This is a genomic window from Streptomyces spinosisporus (assembly GCF_022698145.1).
Classification (GTDB): Bacteria; Actinomycetota; Actinomycetes; order Streptomycetales; family Streptomycetaceae; genus Streptomyces; species Streptomyces spinosisporus.
This window is the reverse complement of record NZ_JALDAX010000007.1, coordinates 157,323-179,980: the sequence shown is the minus strand read 5'-3', so window position 1 is coordinate 179,980 and position 22,658 is coordinate 157,323. Positions and strand designations below refer to the sequence as shown.

The window sequence follows — 22,658 nt, the reverse complement described above, 5'->3', positions numbered from 1 at the left end:
CCACTGTGGCGGAGGCCACAGTTCCGGGTCACAGGCGGATCACAGCTCCCGCGCCCCCCCTGAATGCGTGGTCGCGAGCGCCCCGCAGCCGGGCGTCAGGCGTCCAGGTTTTCCGCGTAGTGCCGGTAGCCGTGCCGGCTGCGGTGCAGCTCCCACAGTGTGTCCGCGAGGACGGCCGGGTCCTTCCTGGGGTGCCCGGGGACGATCGCGCCGGGGATGATCAGCTGCGCGACATGGATGCCCTCGGCGGCGAGGGTGTCGTGCAGCAGATGGCCGTACGCGCTCTCCGCGGCGAAGGCGACGGAGGTGCCGGCCCGGTCGGGGTGCGGGACGACGGCACTGCCGCCGTTGACGAACAGCACGGTGCCGCGGCCCAGTGCCCGCATGCCGGGCAGTACCTGCTGGACGGCGGCGACCGGCCCGTAGACGGAGAACTCGATCGGTCCGACGAGGTCGGTGTGCGTGGTCTCCAGCACCGGCAGCATGAAGTCGCGCTGCGGGACCGGGCTGTACTGCAGCACCTCGATCGGGCCGAGCTCCGTATGGGCCGTGTCGAGGGCGGCCGCGAGGGCCTTGGGGTCGCGTACGTCGGCGGCGAAGCCGCGTGCCGTGACGCCGGCGGCGGTCAGCTCCTCGGCGAGCGCGCGGGTGCGTTCGTGGTTGCGGGAGACGAGGGCCACGTCGAATCCCTCGCGGCCGAAGCGGCGGGCGACGGCGGCGCCGAGGCCCGGTCCGGCTCCGATGACGGCGATGGTGGTCATGGTCGGTCTCCCTCGGTCCGGGCGGTCACTTGGTCCGGGCGGTCACTTCTGACACCCGTCCAGCACACCACGTACGGCACCGGCGCGCCTGCCCCTCGCAGTCGTACGCTCAGCCGAGGACAGCCGGCTTCAGTACGTCCTCGCACCAGCGGCGGAAGCTGGTCGGCGTGCTCGACCGGTCGGTGCGGGTCACGGCGTTGTCGAGCCCTGCATCCTTGGCCAGCATCATGTCCAGCATTCCCTGCGCCATGGCCTCGGACGAGCCGAACTGCAGCAGCCGGTCCCTGAAGTCCGCGCCCGGCACCTGCTGGAAGCGGACCGGCCGCTCCAGGACCTCGGACATGATCTCCGCCATCTCCGCGAAGGACAGGTCCTCCGGCCCCAGCACGGGTACCTCCTCGACACCGGTCCAGCCGTCGTCGAGCAGCAGGTCAGCGGCCACGGCGGCGATGTCGTCGATGGCACAGGTGGGCATCTTCCGGTCGCCGGAGACGGGCGAGGTGAACATGCCCCGGCTCCTGATCAACTCGGTCTGGCGCAGCAGGTTCTCCATGAAGGAGGGCATCACCAGCGCCCGGTGGTGCACGCCCGTTGCGGCCAGCAGGTCGTCCAGGGCGAGCGACGCGGTGACGGGTCCGGCGTGCTCGGCCTGCGGCGTTCCGCGGCCGAGGGCCGAGACGGACACGACCCGCTCGACGCCGTGGGTCCTCAGGGCGTCGAGCGCCGGGCGGCTGAAGCCGGCGTACGCGTCGTCGACGCTCGGGGCCTGCGGGATCGGGGGTACCAGCCAGAACAGCGTGTCCGCCCCGGCGAACGCCTTGGCGATCACATCGGGGTCGCCGTGCGAGCCCTCGACGATCTGGACCCGGTCCCGCACGGCGGCGGGCAGCCGCGACGCGTCGCGCACGATCACCCGTACCGGCGCATCGGCGGCCAGCAGACGGTCGAGGGTACGGCGGCCGATCTGGCCGGTCGGAGTGGTGAGAACGATCATGAAAGTGGCCCCTTGGAGGAGTGCTCGCTGATGACGTTCCTCAGTCAACTCCCGGCGCCCACGGACCTGAAGGACCGATCGGATCACCACTGATACCGTGGAGGTATGAGTGATCTGGAGGTCAGGCAGCTCCGGTATTTCGTCGCCGTCGCCGAGGAACTGCACTTCGGACGCGCGGCGGACCGGCTGGGCATGGCACAGCCCCCGTTGTCCCGCGCGATCCGCGAGATCGAGCGGCAACTGGGCGTGACGCTTCTGGAGCGTACGACGCGCCGGGTCACCCTCACCTCCGCCGGCGAGGTCCTGCTGCGCGACGCCCGCACCGCACTCGACGCGGTCACCGCAGCGGGCCGCCGGGCCATGCATGCGGGACGGCCCGAGCCCACGCTGCGGCTGGCGATGAAGGCCGACTACGACGGAGGTCTGCTGCCGCAGATCCTGGCCGCGTACCGCACCGAACCGGCCGCTCTTCCCCTGGAGTTCGTCCTCGGCGGACGCGATCAGCAGGAACCGGCGCTGCGCGACGGGCGCGCGGACATCGCGCTGCTGCCGCGGCCGTTCGACGACCGCGGCCTCGACGTGGAACCGCTGCTGACCGAGCCCCGCCTGCTCGCCGTCGCCGCAGCCGATCCGCTCACCGCACATGAGCGACTGCACCTGGCCGATCTCAAGGGCCGGTTCCTGCCGGACGGACGCGCCGCGGACCGGGAGGACCTCCCGCCGGTCCGCACGACCGGGCCCGGCGCCGACGGACGGCCGGCGCGGCAGCCCCGTCAGCTGGACCTGGCGCAGATCTTCAACCTCGTCGAGCTGGGCGACAGCGTCTGGTTCCCACCGGTGTCGGTCGTCCGGCGCCACCCGCGCCCGGGTATCGTGCACCGGCCCGTCGTCGACCTCCCCCCTCTCGAACTCGCACTGGCCTGGCCCCAGGAGTCCCGCTCCCCGGCCGTCGCCGCGTTCGTCCGCACGGCGTGCGAAGTCGCGGCGACGGCTCAGGTCACTGCCACTGCCACGAGCACGGCCACGGCCACCTGAGCGAGCCGGGGCCGAGCGGCTCAGCGGCTCAGCGGCTCAGCGGCTCAGCGGCGGACGCGGTAACGGATGTGAGTGGCCTCCGGGGTGTCGATCACCCGGACGATCTCCAGCTCGATCTCCTTCGTCAGGACGTCGAACAGCCGTCGCCCGCGACCGAGCAGCACGGGAATCTGGTGGATCTGCACCTCGTCCAGCACACCGGCCTCCAGCGCGCGTTGCGCCGTGTACGCGCCGCGCACCTGTACGTCCTTGCCCCCGGCGGCGGCCTTGGCCTGTGCCATCGCGCTCTCGATCCCGTCGAGCACGTACGTCACCAGCGGGTAGCCCCAGCGGGCGGCCGGGCCCGGCGGACGGTGGCTGGGCACGAAGATGGGCAGGCCTCCGTGATCGCCGCCCCAGTGGTCCATGAGTTCGGCGGTCCGCCGCCCCGCGAGCACCGCACCGGCCGCCGTCCATTCGTCCCGGAAGCCGGCCGCCACCTCGTACAGCCGGCCGGAGTCCTTTTCGGCCTCGGACCACTTGTGCAGCCGCTCGCCGTCCTCGCCGCCGAGGAAGTCGTCGGAGTCGGCGACGTACCCGTCGAGGGACACCGACATGTCGAGTACTGATGTGGACACTTCTGCCTCCTGGTGATGTCGCTGTCGTTCGCTGTCATCCCACTGTGCTGAAGACCGGTGCCGGCGCCATTACTCATCGGCCCGGCATTCGCCCGTTCGGGCGCGAGGGGGCGGCCCGGATTCGGGTGATGTCAGGAAGCCCGCCCGCCGAACTGCCAGTCATGGACCTCGATGTCGGCGTAGCGGTCGGCCGTCAGGACGGCGCGTGCCGCGTCCGCGTCCCGGGCTCGCAACAGGACTGCCGTGCCGAGCCAGGTGGCGCCGTCGTCGGACAACAGGGGTCCGTACGCGATGAGTTCGTCCTTGGCGGGTGGTACGGCGAGGTCGGCGCCCGTACCCGAGCCGAGGCCGAGTACGAGGTAGCGGTTGCCGCCCTCTCGGCCGCCGGGGAAGTCCCACATGGTGCGTCCGAGCAGGTTGCGCCAGCGGCGCAGCAGCACGTCACGGTACACACCGGCCTGGTAGTTGGGCTCGTCGAAGGCGAACGCGCGGGCCGCGTCGGGGCCGGGCAGGTCGACGATGTGCACACTGCCGGTGGGTGCCTCGCCGCCGTCGTGGAAGGTCGGCCCGCGCGCGATCATCTCCGCTCCGTACCGGTCCATGTAGGCCCAGTGCTCCTCCAGCAGTTCGTCGCGCAGCGCCACTGATCCGACCCGGTCACGGTGGTAGCAGAAGTACTCCATGACCGGACCCTTCCTCACGCGGGGCGGTGGCTCAACCGACTTCTCGGCCCACCTGCTGCCGGCCGACGCGCCGCTCAGCGGGCCGCGAGGAGGCCGTCCACCAGGGCCCGTAGACCGTCCAGGTAGGTGTCCTCGGCGGTCAGCGGCGCCCACCGCTGCGCCACCTCGGACAGGCGGGGCAGTTCGTCCGGGTCGAGGGCGGCGAAGACCTGGTCCCGGTAGGTGGGACCGTCGTCGGTCCTACGACGCCGAGCCGCCGTCGCCCGGATCATGATCTCTCCGGCGGTGTAGTACCAGATCGCACGATAGCCGTGCACGGCCCGCTCGGGCGACAGGCCGCCCGCGACCAGTCCGTCGACGATCTGCTCGACGAACCACAGGGCGGACGCGGACATCAGATCGTCGGCGGTCAGCACCTCCACGATCCATGGGCAGTCGGCGAGCGCCTCGTGGATCGCAGCAGCGGCGGCGACGACCCGCTCACGCGGCTCGTCGGGCACTTCGGGCCGGCGCAGCGTCCGCACGGCGTAGTCGTCCAGCAGCAGGACGAGCAGCTGGTCCTTATTGCGCACGTGGTGGTAGAGCGCCATCGGCGTACTGCCGATCTCGGTGGCCAGCCGCCGCATGGTCAGCCGGTCCACCCCTTCCGCGTCGACGATCCTGCGGGCCGCCGCGACCATCTCCTCACGGGAGATACGGGGAGGTCGGCCCAGGGTTCTGCGCGGTGCGGGGGGTTGCGGCATGCCCTCATCCTCCCAAAAGAAGTCGACAGGGACGACACCCCCGGGCTACTTTTCTTACATGTATAGAAACTCACGAGGGCGTCCCGGAGTGGTGCTGGCGGCCGTGGCCGTCGCCCAGTTCGCCGTCGCCCTGGACCTGTCGGTGGTCAACGTCGCACTGCCCGCGATGCGCACGGCCCTGGGCTTCGATGCGCTCGGGCTGTCATGGGTGGTGCATGTCTACGCGCTCACGCTGGGCGGATTCCTGCTCCTGGGCGGCCGCGCATGCGATCTGTACGGCCGACGCCGACTGTTCGTGCTCGGCCTGATCGCGTTCGGGCTGTGCTCGCTGGCCGGCGGCCTTGCCCAGGCGCCCTGGCAGCTGATCGCCGCCCGCGCCGGTCAGGGCGTGGGCGCCGCCGCGGCCACCCCGGCCACGCTCGCGCTGCTCACCACCACCTTCACCGAGGGCCCGCAGCGCGTACGAGCGCTCGGAGTGTGGAGCGGGGTGAACGCCGCGGGCGGAGCGCTCGGCGTGCTCGCGGGCGGCCTGCTGACCCAGTACGCGGGCTGGCGCTGGGTGATGCTGATCAATCTGCCCATCGTGGCGGTGGCCCTCGCACTCGCCCTGGCGGGCGTGCCCGTCGAGACGCACCCCGCCCGGCGCGAACGGCTGGACGTGCTCGGCGCCGTCCTGGCGACCGGCGGGGTCGGGCTGCTGGTGCTCGGTGTCGTACGCACCGACGCCGTGGGGTGGGGGTCACCCGCCACCGCGGCGATGCTCATCGCGGCGGCCCTCCTCCTCGGCGCCTTCGTCTACGTCGAATCCCGGGTCTCCGCACCGCTGTTGCGGCTCGGTCTGCTGCGCAGCCGCTGGGTCGCGGGCGCGAACGTTCTGGTGTTCTTCTCCACCGCCGGGCAGTTCGCGGCGTTCTACTTCGTGTCCCTGTACATGCAGCAGGTGCTGGGCATGGGCGCCGCCGCGACCGGCGCGGCGTTCCTGCCCTTCTCGGTGAGCCTGATCGCGGGCAGCGTCGTCGCGACCCGTGTCACCGCGGCCCGCACCCCGCGTGCGTCGCTGGTGCCCGGCGCCCTGCTGGCCGCCGCGGGGCTGGCCTGGTTCGCCTTCATCAGTCCTGACGGCGGCTTCCTCACCGACGTACTCGGCCCCTGCCTGGTCACCGGCGTCGGCGTCGGACTCGTCATCGCCCCGATCGTCGCCGCCGCGACCACGGGTGTGGCCCCGCGCGAGGCCGGCATGGCCTCCGGCCTGATGAACAGCTCCCGTCAACTCGGCGGCTGCATCGGCCTGGCCGCCCTGGCCACCGTCGCCGCACACCACACCGGCACGGCCACCACCCCCGCGGCACTCAACGACGGCTACGCCCTCGGCCTCGCCATCGCCGCCGCCCTCTTCGCGGTCGCGGCGGTCGTGGCGATCGCCGTACTCCCCCGACGCGGGACCGGGACGCCGGGGCGGGGATCCACGGCTCCGGCGGAGAACGAATTGGAAGGAGCTGCGTCATGACGACGCCACAGGCACCGCGGACGACACCCGCCCCGTCCACGTCACCCATCTCACCCGTCGACCTGTTCGCCTCGGCGCTGCACATCCACCCCGGTGGCGATGTCCGCGTGGCCGGACCGCGGACGACCAATGACGACACCGGTGTGTGGCACGTCGGTACGTTCCGTGTGGAGACCGACGCGGACGTACATGCCGACCACTGGGAGATGCACCCGGAGGCCGACGAGGTGGTGTGCTGCCTGTCCGGCGGCTTCCGGGTCTATTTCCGCCCCCACGAACCCGGCGGCGCGGAGGACATGGTGCGGTTGCGGGCAGGCACCGCCGTGATCGTCCCCCGCGGCCGCCGGCACCGCCTGGAGCTGGACGCCCCCAGCGATCTGATGTCGATCACGCTGCGCCACGGCACCCGCTTGGAGAGGCGTACCGGGGCACAGTGAGCGGAGCTGATACTGCGTCACCCTGCCTCTGTGGGGCGGAAGTTCAGGAGGGCAGGGCGGCGAGCCACTCGGTCAGGAGATCGTTGATCTCGTCGGGGCGCTCCTGCTGGATCCAGTGGCCGCAGCCGTCGAGGAGACGGGAGGAGACCAGACCCGGCAGCGTGATCGGGTACGCCTCGATCGCGTCCGCCAGCCAGGTCGTGGACGCGTCCAGGCTCCCGCCGACGAACAGGGAGGGCTGGGTGATCGGGGAGCCGTCGTAGGCGGCGAGGTCCTCCCAGTCGCGGTCCATGTTCCGGTAGCGGTTGAGCGCTCCGGTGAGGCCGGTGCGTTCGAACTCGCCCGCGTAGAAGTCGAGTTCACTCTCGCCGAGCCATGCGGGCAACCGCCCGGCGGGGAACCGCTCGCACAGCGTCCCGCCCTTGGCGACGAAGTGCGGGTCGGGCGCTCCGGGCGCCGGCATGGTGTCGGCGGACAGGGCGGCGTAGAAGCCGGCGAGCCAGCCGCGTACGTCGGGCTCGATCTCGGCCTCGGCGCGGCCGGGCTCCTGGAAGTAGGAGACGTAGAACTCCTCGTCCCCGCCCATCTGCGCGAAGATCTCGCTGGGGCGGGGCCCGCCGCGCGGGGTGTAGGGAACGCTCAGCAGGCCCACGGCCCGGAAGACCTCCGGCTTGAGCAGGGCGGAGTTCGCGGCGATGGTGGCGCCCCAGTCGTGGCCGACGATCACCGCGGACTCCTCGCCGAGGGCGTGCACCACGGCGACGTTGTCCTCGACCAGCTCCAGCATCCGGTACGCCTCTGTCGCGGCCGGACCGGAGGAGCGGCCGTAGCCGCGGACGTCGAGGGCGACCGCACGGTATCCCGCCTCCGCGAGCGCCGGCAGCTGACGGCGCCACGAGTACCAGGACTCCGGAAAGCCGTGCACGAGCAGCACCAGTGGGCCGCTACCCTGCTCCACCAGGTGAATCCGGCCTGCCGATGTGGCAACCGTCCGGTGGGTGTTCTGCTCAGCGTGCTGCACCATACGTCCTCCTCCAGGCCCTCCCAGCCGGCCATTCCGACTCGCCGGGCCCGCTTCCGATCATGCGGACGCGTCCGCCGGGAGCACGAGATCGTTTGCCGATTCGGCAACAGGGCTCAGTACGGACGGCGCGCGAAAAGGACCGCACCTGGGACGCTGTCGTCGGGGTCGAGCAGCATCTGGGCCTCGACGGTGAACCCGGCATCGCGCAACCAGGCTGCCACTGTGTCGGGCCGTCGGCGGTGGACGTACACGTTCATCGGGTGACCGCCGTAGCCCTGCGTCTTGAGCTTTGACTCGTCACCGACGTGAAAGCCGAGCAGGAGTGGTCCGCCGGGACGCAACACCCGCCGGAAGTGCCTGAAGACCGTGGGGACGGCGTCGTCGGGGATGTGGATCAGCGACCAGAAGGCGAGCAGGCCGGCGACTGAGGCGTCGGTGAGGGCGAGGTCCGTCATCGAGCCGACTTCGAACCGCAGGTGGGGGTGGTCGCGCCGGGCGACCTCGATCATCACGGGGGAAAGGTCGATGCCGAAGGCGTCCACTCCCAGGTCGTGGAGGTGAGCGGTGACCTGTCCAGGTCCGCAGCCCACGTCCGCCACCGGTCCACCACCGGCCGCCTGGACCAGATCCGCGAACAACGTCAGCGCTGCCCGAAGATACGGTTTCTCGGCCAGAGCCCCGCGTATCCGGTCGGCGTAGTCGCCCGCGACGGTGTCGTACGAGCTCCGGGTATCCGCCAGCCAGCCGTCCGTGTTCATGGCCCGACACGGTAGTCGAGTGATCGGGGTGAGGAGCTGGGGCAACGAGGAGGTGGGCCGGGCCACTTGAGGTGAGGTCCCGCCGCTGATCTGGGAGCGGTACGAGTCCGACATACGGTCGGCGCGCAACGGACTGCGAGCGGTGCTCAGGGGAGCTGTGCCTGCCGCGCACTTCCGTCCGAGGATCGTCACCGTCGCGAGTGTGACCGTGGGCTTGCTCATGGGACCGGTCACCGAGGCACCCGGCGCAGGAGCCGTCCCGCTCCTCGCCGACTTGATTCACTCGAACTAATGCTCGAATGTCTAGGCATGTCTGCAAGACCGGTGGCGAGCGTGGAAGCAAGTGGCGGTCCTGCCGAGCCGGCGTACGTGTCGCCGCTCGAAGCCCTGCTGCCGCAGGGGCGCATCCGTCCCGGAACGGCGGTCAGTGCAGGTGGGGACATGCCTCTGCTGCTGGCACTCGCCGCCAAGGCGTCCGGCGGCACGGTCGGCTGGGCGGCGGTGGGCCTGCCGCAGATGGGCGCGTTGGCGGCACAGTCCGCGGGGCTGGAGCTGTCGAGCGGGATACGGATCGACGATCCCGGCCGCCAGTGGGCACAGGTTCTCGCCACTGTGGCGGAGGCCGTACCGGTGGTGCTGGTGGGCCGCCTCGGTCCGGTGCCCGACCGGATCGCCCGCCGACTCGCCGCCGTGCTCCGACGCAGCGGATCGGTCCTGCTCGCCGCCGGCTCCTGGCAGGGCGCCGAGGTCCGGATGAAGGTCGTCTCCGCCACCTGGGAGGGCCTCGGCGGCGGACACGGCCTGCTGCGCGGCCGGCGTGTACGGGTGGCGGCCGCCGGTCGCGGCACGGCCGCCGTCGCGCGATACGCGGAGATGTGGCTCCCGGGAGCCGACGGACAGGTGACGGCCGCGCTGCCTACGCCCAAGGTGCACGTGCCCGCACTGCCTGCAGCCAAGGGCCACGTAACTGCACTACCCGCGCCCCACCACCCCCCGACCACCCTGCCCCCAACCCAAGACCCCGTCGCCGCCCCGCCCGCAACCGACGGACCCCCAACACCCCCAACCGAGGCGGCGGAGTCGGCGGCGGCCGATGTCGTAGCGGCGGGTAGTTCCGCGCGTCGTGGGGCGCAGTCCCGTCGGATGTCGTCGGCTCTGCGTGTGGTGGGGTGAGTGGTGGTGGGTGGCAGGGTGATCGTCGGCTGGATCCCCGACTTTCCGGTTCTCGCGGCCGGTGACGGGCCCGCTGGGCGCGCCGGGCCCGTCGCGGTTGTTCATCGTGGTGAGGTCGTGGCCTGCTCGGCTGCCGCGCGGGCGGCAGGAGTACGGTGGCGGATGCGGGTGCGGGTCGCCCAGTCCCGTTGTGCCGGGCTGCGGGTGGTGGAACGGGATCTCGCCGCGGAGATACGGGCCTTCGAGCCCGCCGTACGCCACATCGAGGGCACGGTCATGCCACGCCTCGAAGTGATCCGGCCCGGTCTGATCGCCGCACCCGCCCGTGGCCCCTCCCGCTACTGGGGCGGTGAAGCACAGCTCGCGGACCGCCTGGTCGCGGCGCTCGGCGAGAAGGACCTTCCGGCGCGCGCGGGCATCGCCGACTCGGTCTTCACGGCGGCGCTCGCGGCCCGCACCGGGCAGATCGTCCCTGTCGGCGGCGAGGCGTCCTGGCTCGCTCCCCACCCGCTGGGGGTACTGGGCGTACCCAGGCTGACGGAGCTGCTGGAGCGTCTGGGGATCCGCACGGTCGGCGCGTACGCGGCGCTGCCCGAGGCCAGTGTCCTGGCCCGCTTCGGCGCCGAGGGCATCGCCGCGCACCGCACCGCGCGGGGCCACCACGACCGCCCGTTGAACGTGCGGGCCGACACCGATGCGCACACGGTGGCGTACACCTTCGAGCCGGTCGCGCACCTCCTCGAACCGGTCGTGTTCGCGGCGAAGGCGAGCGCCGAACAGCTCCATGAGCGGCTGACCGCGGCCGGAGTGGTGTGCGCCCGGCTGGAGGCCGTCGTGGACCTCGCCGACGGCCGCACCCTGTCGAGGATCTTCCGCCACGAGGGCCGGCTGTCCGCGCTCGCGGTCGCCGAGCGGGTGCGCGACGTACTGCAGGCCTGGGCGGACGCGGGGCTGCTCGACACCGGGGGCGAGCAGGGCATCGTCCGCCTGTCGCTGCGCCCCGAGCAGCTGACGACGGCCACCGGCCGCCAGAGCGCGCTGTTCGGCGAGCGCCACACCCCGGAGGAGGTGGAGCGGGCGGCCGCACGGGTGCAGGCGATGCTCGGCCACCAGGCGGTGGTGCGCGTCGAGTTGGGCGGTGGGCGGGGTCCTGCGGATCAGGTCCGCCTCGTCCCGTTCGGCGACCTCGACAGCGGACCGCGTCCTCCCGACGGCCCGTGGCCGGGGCGGCTGCCCGCCCCGCACCCGGCCACGGTCTTCCCGAGCTGGCTGCCGGCCGAACTCACCGACGCGGGCGGAGGGCGGGTGACGGTCTCCGGCCGCATGGCCCTGTCCGCCGCTCCGGCGCGGCTCGCCGTGGACGGTCACGGTGACGCGGCGGTCGAGGGCTGGGCCGGGCCCTGGCCGGTACTGGAGTGGTGGTGGGACCACGACCGTTCCCGCCGTGTCGCCCGCATGCAGATCGCCACCACCGACGGCAGCGCCTGGCTCCTGCTGGTCGAACACGGCCGCTGGTGGGCGGAGGCGCACTATGGCTGACGCGGAGGCGCACTATGGCTGACCAGGGGGCCACGGTTGCCGACAGTCGCGGGCCCCGCCGCACCGAACTCATCGCCCCCCGCTGGTCGTTGACGAACAGCGCCACCACCCGGCGGGGCCACCATGGCTGACCACCACGCCGACGTCCTGCGCCTGCCCGCCGCCTCCCGCACACCACCCCCACCCCCGTCGAACGACCCTGGCTGGGCCGAACTCCACGTCCACAGCGCATTCTCCTTCCTCCAGGGCGCCGCCCAGCCCGACGAACTCGTCGCCGAGGCAGCCCGGTTGGGCGTGTCGGTGCTGGCCCTCACCGACCGCGACGGCCTCTACGGTGCGCGGCGGCTGGCCGAGGCCGCGGCGTCGGCCGGGATCGGTACCGTCTACGGCGCCGAACTCACCCTCAGCGAAGCCGAGTTGGGCACACCTGTGGTCCTGGCCCGCACCCTGGAGGGCTTCCGGCTCCTGTCGGCGGCGATCAGTGCCGGTCAGCTGGCCGGTGCCAAGACCGCCCCCGTCCACGATCTGCAGGCGCTGTCGAGGGCCGCGAGCAGCGGGCACTGGGCGGTGCTGCCCGGCTGCCCCGCGCCCGGCACGGAACGGTGCGACGTGAGCGCGGTCGCCGACCGGCTGCGGCGCCTGACCGACGTCTTCGGCAGCGGCAGCGTGTACGCGGAACTCGTCGACCACCATCTGCCGCAGGACTCCGTCGCCACCGACGTCATGGCCGTCGCCGCCCGCCGCCTCGGCCTCCCGGTGGTGGCGACCGGGGCCGTCCACTACGCCGCCCCGCGCCAGGCCCGGCTCGCCCAGGCGCTCACCGCGCTGCGCCGCCGCGAGACCCTGGACCGCGCCGCCGGCCATCTGATGCCGGCCCCGACGGCGCACCTGCGGTCGTACGCCGAGATGCGACACGCACTCGCCCGCCACCCCGGCGTCCTGGAGACCACCCTCGAACTCGGCCGCTCCTGTGTGATCGACCTCGGCGGACTGCAGCCCCGGCTGCCCGGCTTTCCCACCCCGGCCGGGTTCACCGAGGACACCTGGCTGCGCTATCTCGCCGAGCGGGCCTGCGCCGCCCGGTACGGCGACCGCGACGACGGCGCGGCCGAGGCCCGCGCGGCCTGGCGGCAGCTGGACCACGAACTCGACGTGATCGCCGAGCTGGACATGGCCGGCTACTTCCTCATCGTCCACGACATCGTCCAGTTCGCGATCGGCCGCGGCATCTGGTGCCAGGGCCGCGGCTCCGCGGCCAGCAGCGTGGTCTGCTACGTCCTGAACATCACCGCCGTCGACGCCCTCAAGAACGGCCTGCTCTTCGAGCGCTTCCTGTCCGTCGAGAAGGCCGGACCACCGGACATCGACATCGACTTCGAGGCCGGCCGCCGCGAGGAGGTCATCCAGTACGTCTACGAGCGCTACGGCCGCGACCACGCCGCCCAGGTCGCGAACGTCATCACCTACCAACCGAGGCTGTCGGTCCACGACGCGGCCCGAGTGCTGGGCCACCCGGCCGCGCAGATCCGTGAGATGACCCGGCACATCGACCACGGCCCACCCGGCCCCGACGTCGACCTGCCCGCGGACGTACGCGAACTCGCCGCCCAACTCCACACCCTGCCGCGGCACATGGGCATCCATGTCGGCGGCATGGTGCTCACCCGGCAGCCGCTCGGTGAGGTGATGCCGTTGGAGTGGGCCACCGCCGAGGGCCGTTCGGTGCTGCAGGGCGACAAGGACGACGTGGCCGCCGCCGGCCTGATCAAGATCGACCTGCTGGGCCTCGGCACCCTCGGCGCCCTGCACACCGCCTGCGACCTGATCGACGAACATCACGGCGTACGCCTCGACCTGACCTCGATCCCGCCCGACGACCCCGACGTCTACGACATGATCGCCCGCGCCGACACCATCGGCGTCTTCCAGGTGGAGTCCCGCGCCCAGATCAGCACGCTGCCCCAGCTGCGCCCGAGGACCTTCAACGACCTCGCCATCGCCGCCTCGATCATCCGCCCCGGGCCGATCCAGGCGGGCTCCAAACACCCCTTCCTGCGCCGCCGTCGCGGCGAGGAACCGGTCGACTACCCGCACCCGCTCGCCCGCCGCGCCCTGGAGAAGACCCTAGGCGTGGCCCTCTACCAGGAACAGGCCATGCAACTGGCCATCGACTGCGCCGGTTTCACCCCCGGCGACGCGGACCGGCTGCGCAAGGCGATGGCCGCCAAGCACGCCCCCGAGAAGGTCGCGGGGCTACGCGACCGGCTCCTTTCGGGCATGGCCGCGAACGGCATCCCGCCCGCCGCCGCGGCCCGGATCCTGTCCATGATCGAGGCGTTCAGCGACTACGGCTTCCCGGAGAGCCACGCCCAGTCGATGGCCCACATCATCTACGCCTCCGCCTGGATCAAGTACCACTACCCGGCCGCCCTCACCGCGGGCATCATGGCCAACCTGCCGATGGGCTTCTACGACGTGCAGACCCTCATCCAGGACGCCCGGCGGCACGGAATCACCGTGCGCAACGCGGACGTTCGGACCTCCCATGTGCACGCCACCCTCGAACCCGAGGGCCGGGAGGGGCAGTTCGCCATCCGCCGCGGCCTCACCAGCGTCAACGGACTCGGTGAGGACGCCGCTCGCGGCATCGTCGGGGCCCGTGCCGAGCAGCCGTTCACGGGCCTTGAGGACTTCGCCCGCCGTACGCGGCTACCGGCCCGTCTGATGGAACAACTCGCCACCGCGGGCGCGTTCGCGGCCTTCGACGACCACCGCCGCAGCGCCCTGTGGACGGCCGGTGCCTTCCCCCGCGCCCAGCAGGACCACCTCCCCGGCCTCGGTTCCCTCGCCCCCGCCCCCGAACTGCCGGTCATGAGCCCCGCCGAGGAGACCGTCGCCGACCTCGCGGCCACCGGCGCCAGCGCCACCACGCACCCGGTCCACCACGTCCGGCCCCTGCTCCGGCGCCGCGGCGCCCTGTCCGCCGCGGCCGTACGCGCCACCGCCGACCAGACCCGCGTACGCCTCGGCGGACTCGCCAAGTACCTCCAACGCCCGCCCACCGCCAACGGAGTGGCCTTCGGCGCCCTGGAGGACGAGACCGGGATGGTGAACCTGGTCTTCTCCCCGCCCGTGTGGGAGCGCTGCCGCCGTGTCCTGCTCGAAGCACCCGCGGTCCTGCTCGACGGGCATGTCGAACGCGAACACGGCTCCTTCAACGTCATCGTCCACCGGGCGGAGAGCCTGACGGTGCCCACGTCGCCCACGTCGCCCAGGTCGCCTAGGCCGCACCGGCGATAGCGGCCGTAGCGGCCGAAGCGGAGGAGAGAAACAAGAAAGGCAAGGAGGTCATGCACTCCTTGCCACTCTCAACTTATAGCGCACTGGGGGGCTTGCGGCAAGGCCGGGGGCGTGCCGCACAATCGCAGGCCGAAGCCGGTACCTGCAAAAATGGGGGATTCCCGAAGTGCGCACGTCTTTGTCAGCATTCGATCTGCCCGACCGTCTCTCCGCCAAGGCCGACCCGATGCTGATCGGCCGCGACGAGCGGCACTTCGCGGCGATCGCGCGGTGCCTGGAGCAGACCATCGCCGAACTGTCCGACCGTCTCGACGCCGCGCTCAAGGCGCCCGGTGGCCTCGGCCGGCACGCGATGGACCGGGACATCGAGGTCCACCGGCTGACCGGGCGGCTGCGCACCCTGCGCCGTTTCGGCCTGGACCTGTGCCTCGGACACATCGTGGGCGCCGACGGTTCCGAGCCCGTGTACATCGGACGTCTGGGTCTCACCGACAGCGAGGGCCGCCGGTTGCTGGTCGACTGGCGCTCGCCCGCGGCCGAGCCCTTCTTCGCGGCGACCCACGCCGACCCGATGGGGCTGGCGAGCCGCCGCAGGTATCGCTGGACCGACGGCCGGATCAGCGACTACTGGGACGAGGTCTTCAGCACCGAGGGGCTGGACGGGCGGGCCGCGCTCGACGACCAGTCCGCCTTCATCGCCAGTCTGGGCGCGGGCCGCTCGGACCGGATGCGGGACGTGCTCGCCACCATCCAGGCCGACCAGGACGCCATCATCCGGGCGGGATCGCGCGGCGCCCTCGTCGTCGACGGTGGTCCCGGCACCGGCAAGACGGTCGTCGCCCTGCACCGCACCGCCCATCTCCTCTACGCCGACCCGCGCCTGGGTCACCGCAGGGGCGGCGTCCTGTTCGTCGGCCCGCACCGGCCCTACCTCGCCTACGTCTCCGACGTCCTGCCCAGCCTGGGCGAGGAGGGGGTGCAGACCTGCATCCTGCGCGATCTCGTCGCCGAGGGGGCCACGGCGGTGGTCGAGACCGACCCGGAGGTGGCCCGGCTGAAGTCGTCCGCGGACATGGTGAAGGCGATCGAGCCGGCCGTGCGGTTCTACGAGGAACCGCCCACCGAGGTCATGACGGTCACCGTCGACTGGCACGACATCCGGCTGACCGCCGACGACTGGGCCGAGGCCTTCACGGCCCCCGAGCCGGGCACTCCGCACAACGAGGCACGCGACCAGATCTGGGAGAAGCTGGTCTCCGTCCTGATGGAGAGGTACGACGGCGACGACCTCTCGCCCGCGCAGTTCCGCAGGGCACTGCAGCAGGACAAGGAGCTGGTCGGGACGCTGAACGGGGCGTGGCCGATGCTCGAAGCGGCCGATCTGGTCGGGGACCTGTGGTCGGTGCCCGCCTACTTGCGGATGTGCGCTCCCTGGCTGAGCCGTGACGAGGTCCGCCGGCTGCAGCGGGCCGAGCCGCAGGCCTGGACGGTGTCCGACCTGCCTCTGCTGGACGCGGCACGGCAGCGGCTCGGCGATCCGCAGGAGGCCCGGCGCAAGCGCCGTGACGCGGCCGTACTCGCCGCCCAGCGCGAGCAGATGGCGCAGGTCGTCGACAACCTGATCGCGGCCGCCGCCGACTCCGGCGCCGACACCGACGACGGTGAGGGCCTGGTGATGATGCTGCGCGGCCAGGACGCCGAGGTCAGCCTGGTCGACGAGAGCGCGCTGTCCGCGGCCGAACCGGACCTGCTGGCCGGGCCGTTCGCGCACATCGTCGTGGACGAGGCCCAGGAACTGACCGACGCGGAGTGGCAGATGCTGCTGCAGCGGTGCCCGTCCCGCAGCTTCACGATCGTCGGGGACCGCGCCCAGGCCCGGCACGGCTTCACGGAGTCATGGCAGGAGCGGCTCGGCCGGATCGGGCTCGACCGCATCGAGATCGCGTCCCTGAGCATCAACTACCGCACCCCGGAAGAGGTGATGGCGGAGGCCGAGCCGGTCATCCGGGCCGTGCTGCCGGACGCCAACGTGCCCACCTCCATCCGCTCCGGCGGTGTCCCCGTCGTCCACGGATCCGTCGCGGACCTGGACGCCGTCCTCGGCACCTGGCTCGCCGCCCACGACGAAGGGATCGCCTGCGTCATCGGCGACCCGTCGTTCCGCGCGACCTCCCGCGTGCGCTCGCTGCCCCCGGAGCTGTCGAAGGGCCTGGAGTTCGACCTCGTCGTCCTCATCGACCCGGACACGTTCGGCGAGGGCACCGAGGGAGCGGTCGACCGCTACGTCGCCATGACCCGAGCAACCCACCAACTGGCCATCCTCACCACCCACTGACCCGTGCCCCGAAGGCGCGCGGGGAACTGCGCGCCCAGCCACGACGGCGCGGCAGACGACCAACCACCCATGGCGGCACCGGCCGCGGAGCCTCAGGCTCCCGCGGCCACCGTCCTCAGAGCGGCCAGCGCCTCCCGCATCAGCGGCCACATCGGGCGTTCCTCCCCCGGCGCGACCCACCGTTCGAAGCCGATCCTGAAGACGGCGAGCCCCGCCTCGGCGGTCAGGCTCGCGGCGGGTTCCGCGATGCCGCGTCGACGCAGCGCGTCGGTGAGCGCGGCCGACAGCGCGGCGAGCTTGATCAGTTCGCGTTCCTGAAGTTCCGCGTTGGCCGTGATCACGGCCTGGCGCTTGCGGGCGAAGGCACGGCGGTCGACGAACACCTCGGAGACCGCCTCCAGCGCGGCCGCCACGATGTCGATCGGCGCCGCGGACTCGGGCGCGTCGTTGACGGCCTTCACGAACAGGTCCTGCAGATGATTCGAGCCGTCGAACAGCACCTCGCGCTTGTCGGCGTAGTGCCGGAAGAAGGTCCGCTCGGTCAGTCCGGCCCGCTTGGCGATCTCCGCCACCGTCGTCCGCTCGTAGCCCCGCTCGCTGTAGAGCTCCAACGCCGCTTTCGCCAGGCGTTCGCGCGCGTTCGGCTCCCATCTGCTCATGGGGCAGATCCTACGCGATGGCAGTGACTGACATCAGGTGTTAGCGTTGACGACAGTCACTGACATCAACAGTTTGGGGCTCCCTCATGCGTATCTTCGTGACCGGCGCGTCCGGCTGGATCGGCCGCGCCCTCGTCCCCGACCTCATCGAAGCGGGCCACCAGGTCGTGGGCCTCGCCCGCTCCGAGGCCTCCGCCGCCGCGCTCACCGCCGCCGGGGCGGAAGCGGTCCGCGGCACCGTCGACGACCTGGACGTCCTGGCCGGTGCCGCCGCCGCGTCGGACGGGGTGATCCACCTCGCCTTCAAGCACGACATCGCCTTCAGCGGCAGCTTCCAGGAGGCCGCCGAGGCCGACCGCCGCGCCGTCGACGCTCTCGCCGAGCCGCTGGTCGGCACCGACCGGCCCTTCGTCCTCGCCTCCGGCCTGGCCGGCCTCAAGCCGGGTCGGGTGGCGACCGAGCAGGACATGCCCACGGTCGAGGACGGCTCGGCCTTCTCGATCCGCGCGGCCACGTCCCTGGCGGTGCTCGACTACGCCTCGCGCGGTGTGCGCTCGTCGGTGGTGCGGCTCTCCCCCACCTGCCACGGCGACGGGGACAAGGGGTTCATGGCGACCCTGGTCGCCACCGCCCGGGCCAAGGGCGTCTCCGGCTACCTCGGCGACGGCGCCAACCGCTGGCCGGCCGTCCACCGGCTCGACGCCGCACGGCTGTTCCGGCTGGCCGTCGAGAAGGCACCCGCGGGCGCCGTGCTGCACGGCGTGGCGGAGGAGGGCGTCGCCATCCGCGACGTGGCCGAGGTGATCGGCCGCGGGCTCGACGTGCCGGTGGCACCTGTGACCCCCGAGGACGCGGCCGGGCACTTCACCTGGATGAGCGCATTCATCGGGCTCGACGCCCCGGCGTCGAACACCCAGACCCGCGAACTGCTCGGCTGGCAGCCGACCGGCCCCGGTCTTCTCGAAGACCTCGCCAAGGGCCACTACTTCCAGGGCTCCTGACCCGTCGAGGCTGAGGCGGCGCTCAGTGCGGCTGCCGGCGGAGCCGCCTCAGCTCGCGGTCCACAGCCCAGGCATCGGCCACCGGACCGACGTGAGCGAGCTTGTCGGGATTGATCACCGAGCGGATCGCCCGGATCCGCCCGCCGAGCACATCGAGCACCATGACGGTGAGAACCCCGCCCTCCCGTTCGCGGAAGATCGCGCCGGGCTCGCCGTTGATCTCGTGGAGTTCGAACGTCACGTCGATCCGGGCCATCCAGGGGAAGACGGAGGCGAGCAGCCGCGCCACGTTCTCGGCCCCGACGACGGTCCTGGCCAGCTGCGGGGCCTTGCCGCCGCCGTCGCCGGCCATCGACACATCGGCCGCGAGCAGGTCCTGCAGCGAGGCGACATCACCTTCGCGCAGGGCGTCGAAGAACCGCGAGGCCAGTTCCTCCCGCTCTTCACGGGGCGCCTCGAAGCGGGGCCGGCCGTCCCGCATGTGCCGTCGCGCCCGCACCACCAGCTGCCGGCACGCCGCCTCCGACCGGCCCACCGCCGCGGCGACCTCGTCGAACTCGAAGCCGAACACCTCCCTCAGCACGAACACGGCCCGCTCCAGCGGGCTGAGCCGCTCCAGTAGCACCAGTGCCGCCATGGACACCGAGTCGGCCAGCTCCATCGCCCGCGCCGGGTCCTCGTAGGGATCGCTCAGCAGCGGCTCGGGGAACCACGGGCCGACGTACTGCTCCCGCCGTACCCGCGCCGAACGCAGCACGTCGAGCGCGATCCGCGTCACCGTGGTCGAGAGATAGGCCTTGGGGGACGTGGGCCGGGTCGTCGTGCCGTCATAGCGCAGCCATGTCTCCTGCACCGCGTCCTCGGCCTCCGAGACGCTGCCCAGGATCCGGTAGGCGATCGAGAACAGCAGCGGTCGCAGCTCCTCGAACTCCTCGACCTTGCTCACGTGCACTCCGCTTCGCCCGGGATCAGTGGAACTGCCCGGCCTCGTAGTCACCGGCCGGCTGCCGGCTGATGATGTTGAGCCGGTTCACCATGTTCATGAAGGAGACCAGAACCACCAGGGCGGTGAGCTGCTCCTCGTCGTAGTGCTTCGACGCGTACGCCCACGCCTCGTCGCCGACCCCGCCGGAGCCGTCCGCCACCCGGGTGCCCTCCTCCGCCAGCGCCAGTGCGGCGCGCTCCGCCTCGGTGAAGACCGTGGCCTCGCGCCAGGCGGCCACCAGGTTCAGCCGCACCGTCGTCTCGCCGGCCGCGACGGCCTCCTTGGTGTGCATGTCGATGCAGACGGCGCACCCGTTGATCTGGCTGACCCGCAGCGCCACCAGCTCCTGGGTCGCGGCGGGCAGCGGCGCCTCCTTGAGCGCCCGGCCCGCCGGCATGAGGTGCTTGATCGCCTTGCCGGCGGAGGGGCTGGTGAAGTAGTTCAGTCGCGCTTCCATGATGTGCTCCCGCCTGGTCGTCGCTGGATACACACCTGGGACGGGATGGTCCGGTCCCCAGTGACATGCCCGGATGTGACCTGCGTCTCCCGCCCTCGGGCCGGGCCCCGGGCGAGCGCTTCGCCTCACCTCACCGGGCACGCGTCGCCTCACAGCGCCACCAGTCTGCTGCTACGTCCCCTCAGCCGTATCGAGGCGAGCGCGCCGCAGACGAGTGCCGTGCCGAGGAGCGTGCCGCAGGCCGTCACGACGGTGTGCGTGTCGCCGTCGAGGGCGGCGTGCAGCCCACGGGTCGCCCAGTAGCCGGGAGACACCGGTGCCACGTCCGCCACCCACGCGGGCAGCTCGCTCAGCGGTACGAGCGCACCGCCGACGCTGCTGAGCAGCATCCCGCCGATGTCGTACGCCGCCGAGAGCTCGCCCATGCTGCGGACCAGCACCCCGATCAGCGCGCCGAGGCCGAGCAGGGTGCCGCTCCAGCTGAGCAGCACGCCCAGCAGCAGGAAGGGGTGCGGAAGGCCCAGCCCGAAGACGCCCGCGCCGAAGCCGATGATCAGCAACTGCTGTGCCAGCAGGGCCACCAGGACGGGGGCGGCCTTGCCGAGGAGCAGTTCGACCGGATGCAGCGGCGTACCGCGCAGCCGGTCCCAGGTACGGCCGAGCCGCTCGGCGAGGATCGCGCTGCCGGCGATGCTCAGGGCCAGCAGGGAGAAGGTGACCAGCGTGCCCACGACCACCTGCTGGGTACCGGCCGCCCGGCCCTGGGCGGCCAGATAGAGCGGGCGCAGCAGGGTCATGAAGGCGAGCGGCAGCAGCATCCGGCTCAGCAGCGGGCCGGGCTCGCGCAGCATCAGCAGCGCGTTGTGGAGCACGAGGGCGCTCAGCCGGGTGGTGGGCTCACGCAGCGGCATGACCGGACTCCGTCTCGGTGGACTCCAGGGAGCGGTAGAGGTCGTCGAGGCCGGGGCGGCGGACGTCGACGGAGAGGGGCGTACGGCCGGAGCCGAGCAGGGCGGCCAGGTCCGCGCCGGGATCCGTGGTCGGCATGCGCAGTTCGGGGTCGGACGCGTCGTCGTAGGTGACGTGCAGTTCGCCCGGCAGATCGCGGGTGAGCTCTTCCTGCGTCCCTCGCGCGATGACGCGCCCGGCGCGGGCGATCGCCAACGTGGCGTCGAGGTCGACGAGTTCGGGCAGATAGTGCGTCGTGTAGACGACGGCGGCACCGGCTTCGGCGCGGGCCCTGACGGTGGCCAGCAGGGCGGCGCGGGTCTCCGGGTCGGCTCCGGCGGTCGGCTCGTCCAGCAGGAGAAGAGGCGGTGACCCGACCATCGCGGTGGCCGCCTGGACGCGCCGCCGCTGTCCCCCGGACAGGACGCCCACGGGGCGGTCCGCGACGTCGGTGAGCCGCAGTTCGTCCAGGACGCGGTCGATCTCCGCGTCCCGTCGCCGCCCGCGCAGCCCGGCCAGTCCCGCGAGCAGCCGCAGGTTCTCGCGCGCGGTGACGCTGCCGTACAGGGCGAGCTCCTGGGGAGCCACGCCCAGCAGCCGTCGCGCGGCCCGTCCGGTGCGCAGGGCGTCGTACGGGCCGATACGGATCCGGCCCTCGTCCGGTCGTACGAGACCGGTGACGATCTCGACGAACGTGGTCTTGCCCGCGCCGTTGTGCCCGATCAGGCCGACGATCTCGCCGGGCGCGACCGTGAGGTCGAAGCCGTCGAGGGCGCGCCGCCGGCCGTAGCACTTCACCAGTCCCTGAGCGATGAGCATCCCGCCCCCCTGTCTGTCTACGCCGTATACGTCTACATCGTATACGTCTACACTGTAGACCCATGAGCGGCAGGCGGGAAGAGATTCTGGACGCGGCGCTGGACATCGCCGACGAGCACGGCCTCGAAGCGGTGTCGATGCGCGCGCTGGCCGACCGGGTCGGTGTCACGCCGATGGCGCTGTACCGCCACGTGAAGGACAAGTCGGCCCTGCTGGACGGCATGATCGGCCGCCTGCTGACCGCGCTGCTGCCGGCGCGGACGCCCGAGGACCAGACCTGGGAGGAGCGGCTCGGCGCCCTCGGGCACGCCTGCCGCGAGGTGACCAGGCGTCACCCTTGGGCCGCACACCTGCTCTTCTCACGCCCCGCGGTCACGCCGGACGCCGTGCGCGCCGTGGACATCGTCTACACCGCCCTCATCGACGCCGGCGTCCCGGAGTCCCAAGTGCCCCGGCTGGAACGGCTCGTCAGCACCTTCGTCATCGGCTTCGCCGCCTCCGAGGCCTCCGGCCGCTTCTCCCCCGGCACCCTCGACCCGCGCAGCCGCCGCGGCCAACTCCCGGACGAAGAACTCCCCGGCCACCGCCGGCTCGCTCCCTATCTCGACCTTCCCGTCGACCTGACGGCCGAGTTCGAGGCGGATCTGGAGGACATCCGGGCGCTGATCAGGGCGGCGGCCGGGCGGCCCTGACGATCCGATCGACGTATGTCCCTGACGTAACGTCAACGTCCTTACGGACAAGGCAGGTTCAGCCGCGCGGGGATCCGCCCGCGCGGCTGATCACGCGTGCGCCGAACGGGCGCACGTCGCGCGCCGTGCGCGGGTGCGGCACGCGAGGTGTCGAGGCTGGGGCCGCCCCAAGCCCCAACTGACGCCCCGTC

21 protein-coding genes are annotated in these 22,658 nt (G+C 72.1%); 9 read left to right on the top strand and 12 right to left on the bottom strand.

The window, feature by feature from the left end:
* Positions 1-95 precede the first annotated feature (95 nt).
* A complete protein-coding gene (locus MQN93_RS20285; protein ID WP_242710659.1) occupies positions 96-761 on the bottom strand; it encodes an SDR family NAD(P)-dependent oxidoreductase in 666 nt (221 codons plus the stop codon).
* A gap of 109 nt (positions 762-870) precedes the next feature.
* Positions 871-1,755 (bottom strand): NAD(P)H-binding protein, encoded by an 885-nt coding sequence (locus MQN93_RS20280; RefSeq protein ID WP_242710658.1) that lies wholly within the window; start codon positions 1,753-1,755, stop codon positions 871-873.
* Positions 1,756-1,860: 105 nt separating this feature from the next.
* On the opposite strand from MQN93_RS20280, the gene MQN93_RS20275 reads away from it, so the two are divergent.
* Positions 1,861-2,790: a LysR family transcriptional regulator gene (locus MQN93_RS20275; RefSeq protein WP_242710657.1), complete on the top strand. Its 930-nt coding sequence runs from the start codon at positions 1,861-1,863 to the stop codon at positions 2,788-2,790.
* Positions 2,791-2,834: 44 nt separating this feature from the next.
* Here the strand turns inward: MQN93_RS20275 and MQN93_RS20270 are convergent, their stop codons facing one another.
* From MQN93_RS20270 to MQN93_RS20260, 3 genes are all read right to left on the bottom strand, one after another.
* Entirely contained in the window at positions 2,835-3,407 is a 573-nt protein-coding gene (locus tag MQN93_RS20270; protein WP_242710656.1) for a dihydrofolate reductase family protein, read from the bottom strand.
* 131 nt (positions 3,408-3,538) lie between these two features.
* Entirely contained in the window at positions 3,539-4,090 is a 552-nt protein-coding gene (locus MQN93_RS20265; RefSeq protein WP_242710655.1) for a YciI family protein, read from the bottom strand.
* A gap of 74 nt (positions 4,091-4,164) precedes the next feature.
* Positions 4,165-4,833, bottom strand: a complete 669-nt coding sequence (locus MQN93_RS20260) for a TetR/AcrR family transcriptional regulator (protein WP_242710654.1) — start codon at positions 4,831-4,833, stop codon at positions 4,165-4,167.
* A 58-nt stretch (positions 4,834-4,891) separates the two neighbouring features.
* Here MQN93_RS20260 and MQN93_RS20255 point away from each other — a divergent pair, with 58 nt between their 5' ends.
* Positions 4,892-6,340: an MFS transporter gene (locus MQN93_RS20255; protein ID WP_242710653.1), complete on the top strand. Its 1,449-nt coding sequence runs from the start codon at positions 4,892-4,894 to the stop codon at positions 6,338-6,340.
* Positions 6,337-6,777: a cupin domain-containing protein gene (locus MQN93_RS20250; RefSeq protein WP_242710652.1), complete on the top strand. Its 441-nt coding sequence runs from the start codon at positions 6,337-6,339 to the stop codon at positions 6,775-6,777. The genes MQN93_RS20255 and MQN93_RS20250 overlap by 4 nt, the downstream gene beginning before the upstream one ends.
* 43 nt (positions 6,778-6,820) lie before the next feature.
* Here MQN93_RS20250 and MQN93_RS20245 read toward each other — a convergent pair whose 3' ends face one another.
* Positions 6,821-7,801 carry an alpha/beta fold hydrolase gene (locus tag MQN93_RS20245; RefSeq protein ID WP_242710651.1) on the bottom strand — a complete coding sequence of 327 codons (981 nt, stop codon included), beginning with the start codon at positions 7,799-7,801 and terminating at the stop codon, positions 6,821-6,823.
* Between the two features lie 113 nt (positions 7,802-7,914).
* The gene (locus MQN93_RS20240) at positions 7,915-8,559 is read right to left on the bottom strand and encodes a class I SAM-dependent DNA methyltransferase (protein WP_242710650.1); all 645 of its coding nucleotides are present in this window, start codon (positions 8,557-8,559) and stop codon (positions 7,915-7,917) included.
* A 291-nt stretch (positions 8,560-8,850) separates the two neighbouring features.
* Here MQN93_RS20240 and imuA' point away from each other — a divergent pair, with 291 nt between their 5' ends.
* The 4 genes from imuA' to helR all read left to right on the top strand — a co-directional run bounded on the left by imuA' (position 8,851) and on the right by helR (position 16,906).
* On the top strand, positions 8,851-9,732 hold the full coding sequence (imuA', locus tag MQN93_RS20235) for a DnaE2-dependent mutagenesis accessory factor ImuA' (protein WP_505016691.1): 882 nt from the start codon (positions 8,851-8,853) through the stop codon (positions 9,730-9,732).
* A complete protein-coding gene (locus MQN93_RS20230; protein ID WP_308404355.1) occupies positions 9,733-11,271 on the top strand; it encodes a DNA polymerase Y family protein in 1,539 nt (512 codons plus the stop codon).
* Between the two features lie 123 nt (positions 11,272-11,394).
* Positions 11,395-14,571, top strand: coding sequence for an error-prone DNA polymerase (locus tag MQN93_RS20225; RefSeq protein ID WP_242710647.1), 3,177 nt, complete (start codon positions 11,395-11,397; stop codon positions 14,569-14,571).
* A gap of 226 nt (positions 14,572-14,797) precedes the next feature.
* Positions 14,798-16,906 carry an RNA polymerase recycling motor ATPase HelR gene (gene helR, locus MQN93_RS20220; protein WP_234024335.1) on the top strand — a complete coding sequence of 703 codons (2,109 nt, stop codon included), beginning with the start codon at positions 14,798-14,800 and terminating at the stop codon, positions 16,904-16,906.
* Positions 16,907-16,998: 92 nt separating this feature from the next.
* Here the strand turns inward: helR and MQN93_RS20215 are convergent, their stop codons facing one another.
* Positions 16,999-17,565, bottom strand: a complete 567-nt coding sequence (locus tag MQN93_RS20215; RefSeq protein WP_016430914.1) for a TetR/AcrR family transcriptional regulator — start codon at positions 17,563-17,565, stop codon at positions 16,999-17,001.
* Positions 17,566-17,651: 86 nt separating this feature from the next.
* On the opposite strand from MQN93_RS20215, the gene MQN93_RS20210 reads away from it, so the two are divergent.
* On the top strand, positions 17,652-18,566 hold the full coding sequence (locus MQN93_RS20210) for an SDR family oxidoreductase (RefSeq protein WP_242710646.1): 915 nt from the start codon (positions 17,652-17,654) through the stop codon (positions 18,564-18,566).
* 22 nt (positions 18,567-18,588) lie between these two features.
* On the opposite strand, the gene MQN93_RS20205 is transcribed toward MQN93_RS20210, so the two are convergent.
* The 4 genes from MQN93_RS20205 to MQN93_RS20190 form a co-directional block, all read right to left on the bottom strand.
* Positions 18,589-19,512, bottom strand: a complete 924-nt coding sequence (locus MQN93_RS20205; RefSeq protein ID WP_242710645.1) for an RNA polymerase sigma-70 factor — start codon at positions 19,510-19,512, stop codon at positions 18,589-18,591.
* 22 nt (positions 19,513-19,534) lie between these two features.
* A complete protein-coding gene (locus MQN93_RS20200; protein WP_242710644.1) occupies positions 19,535-20,008 on the bottom strand; it encodes a carboxymuconolactone decarboxylase family protein in 474 nt (157 codons plus the stop codon).
* Between the two features lie 149 nt (positions 20,009-20,157).
* Complete coding sequence (locus tag MQN93_RS20195; RefSeq protein ID WP_242710643.1) at positions 20,158-20,919, bottom strand: ABC transporter permease; 762 nt, start codon at positions 20,917-20,919, stop codon at positions 20,158-20,160.
* Positions 20,906-21,775: an ABC transporter ATP-binding protein gene (locus tag MQN93_RS20190; protein ID WP_242710642.1), complete on the bottom strand. Its 870-nt coding sequence runs from the start codon at positions 21,773-21,775 to the stop codon at positions 20,906-20,908. The genes MQN93_RS20195 and MQN93_RS20190 overlap by 14 nt, the downstream gene beginning before the upstream one ends.
* A 62-nt stretch (positions 21,776-21,837) precedes the next feature.
* Between MQN93_RS20190 and MQN93_RS20185 the strand changes: the two genes are divergently transcribed.
* Positions 21,838-22,467, top strand: a complete 630-nt coding sequence (locus tag MQN93_RS20185) for a TetR/AcrR family transcriptional regulator (RefSeq protein ID WP_242710641.1) — start codon at positions 21,838-21,840, stop codon at positions 22,465-22,467.
* Positions 22,468-22,658 lie beyond the last annotated feature (191 nt).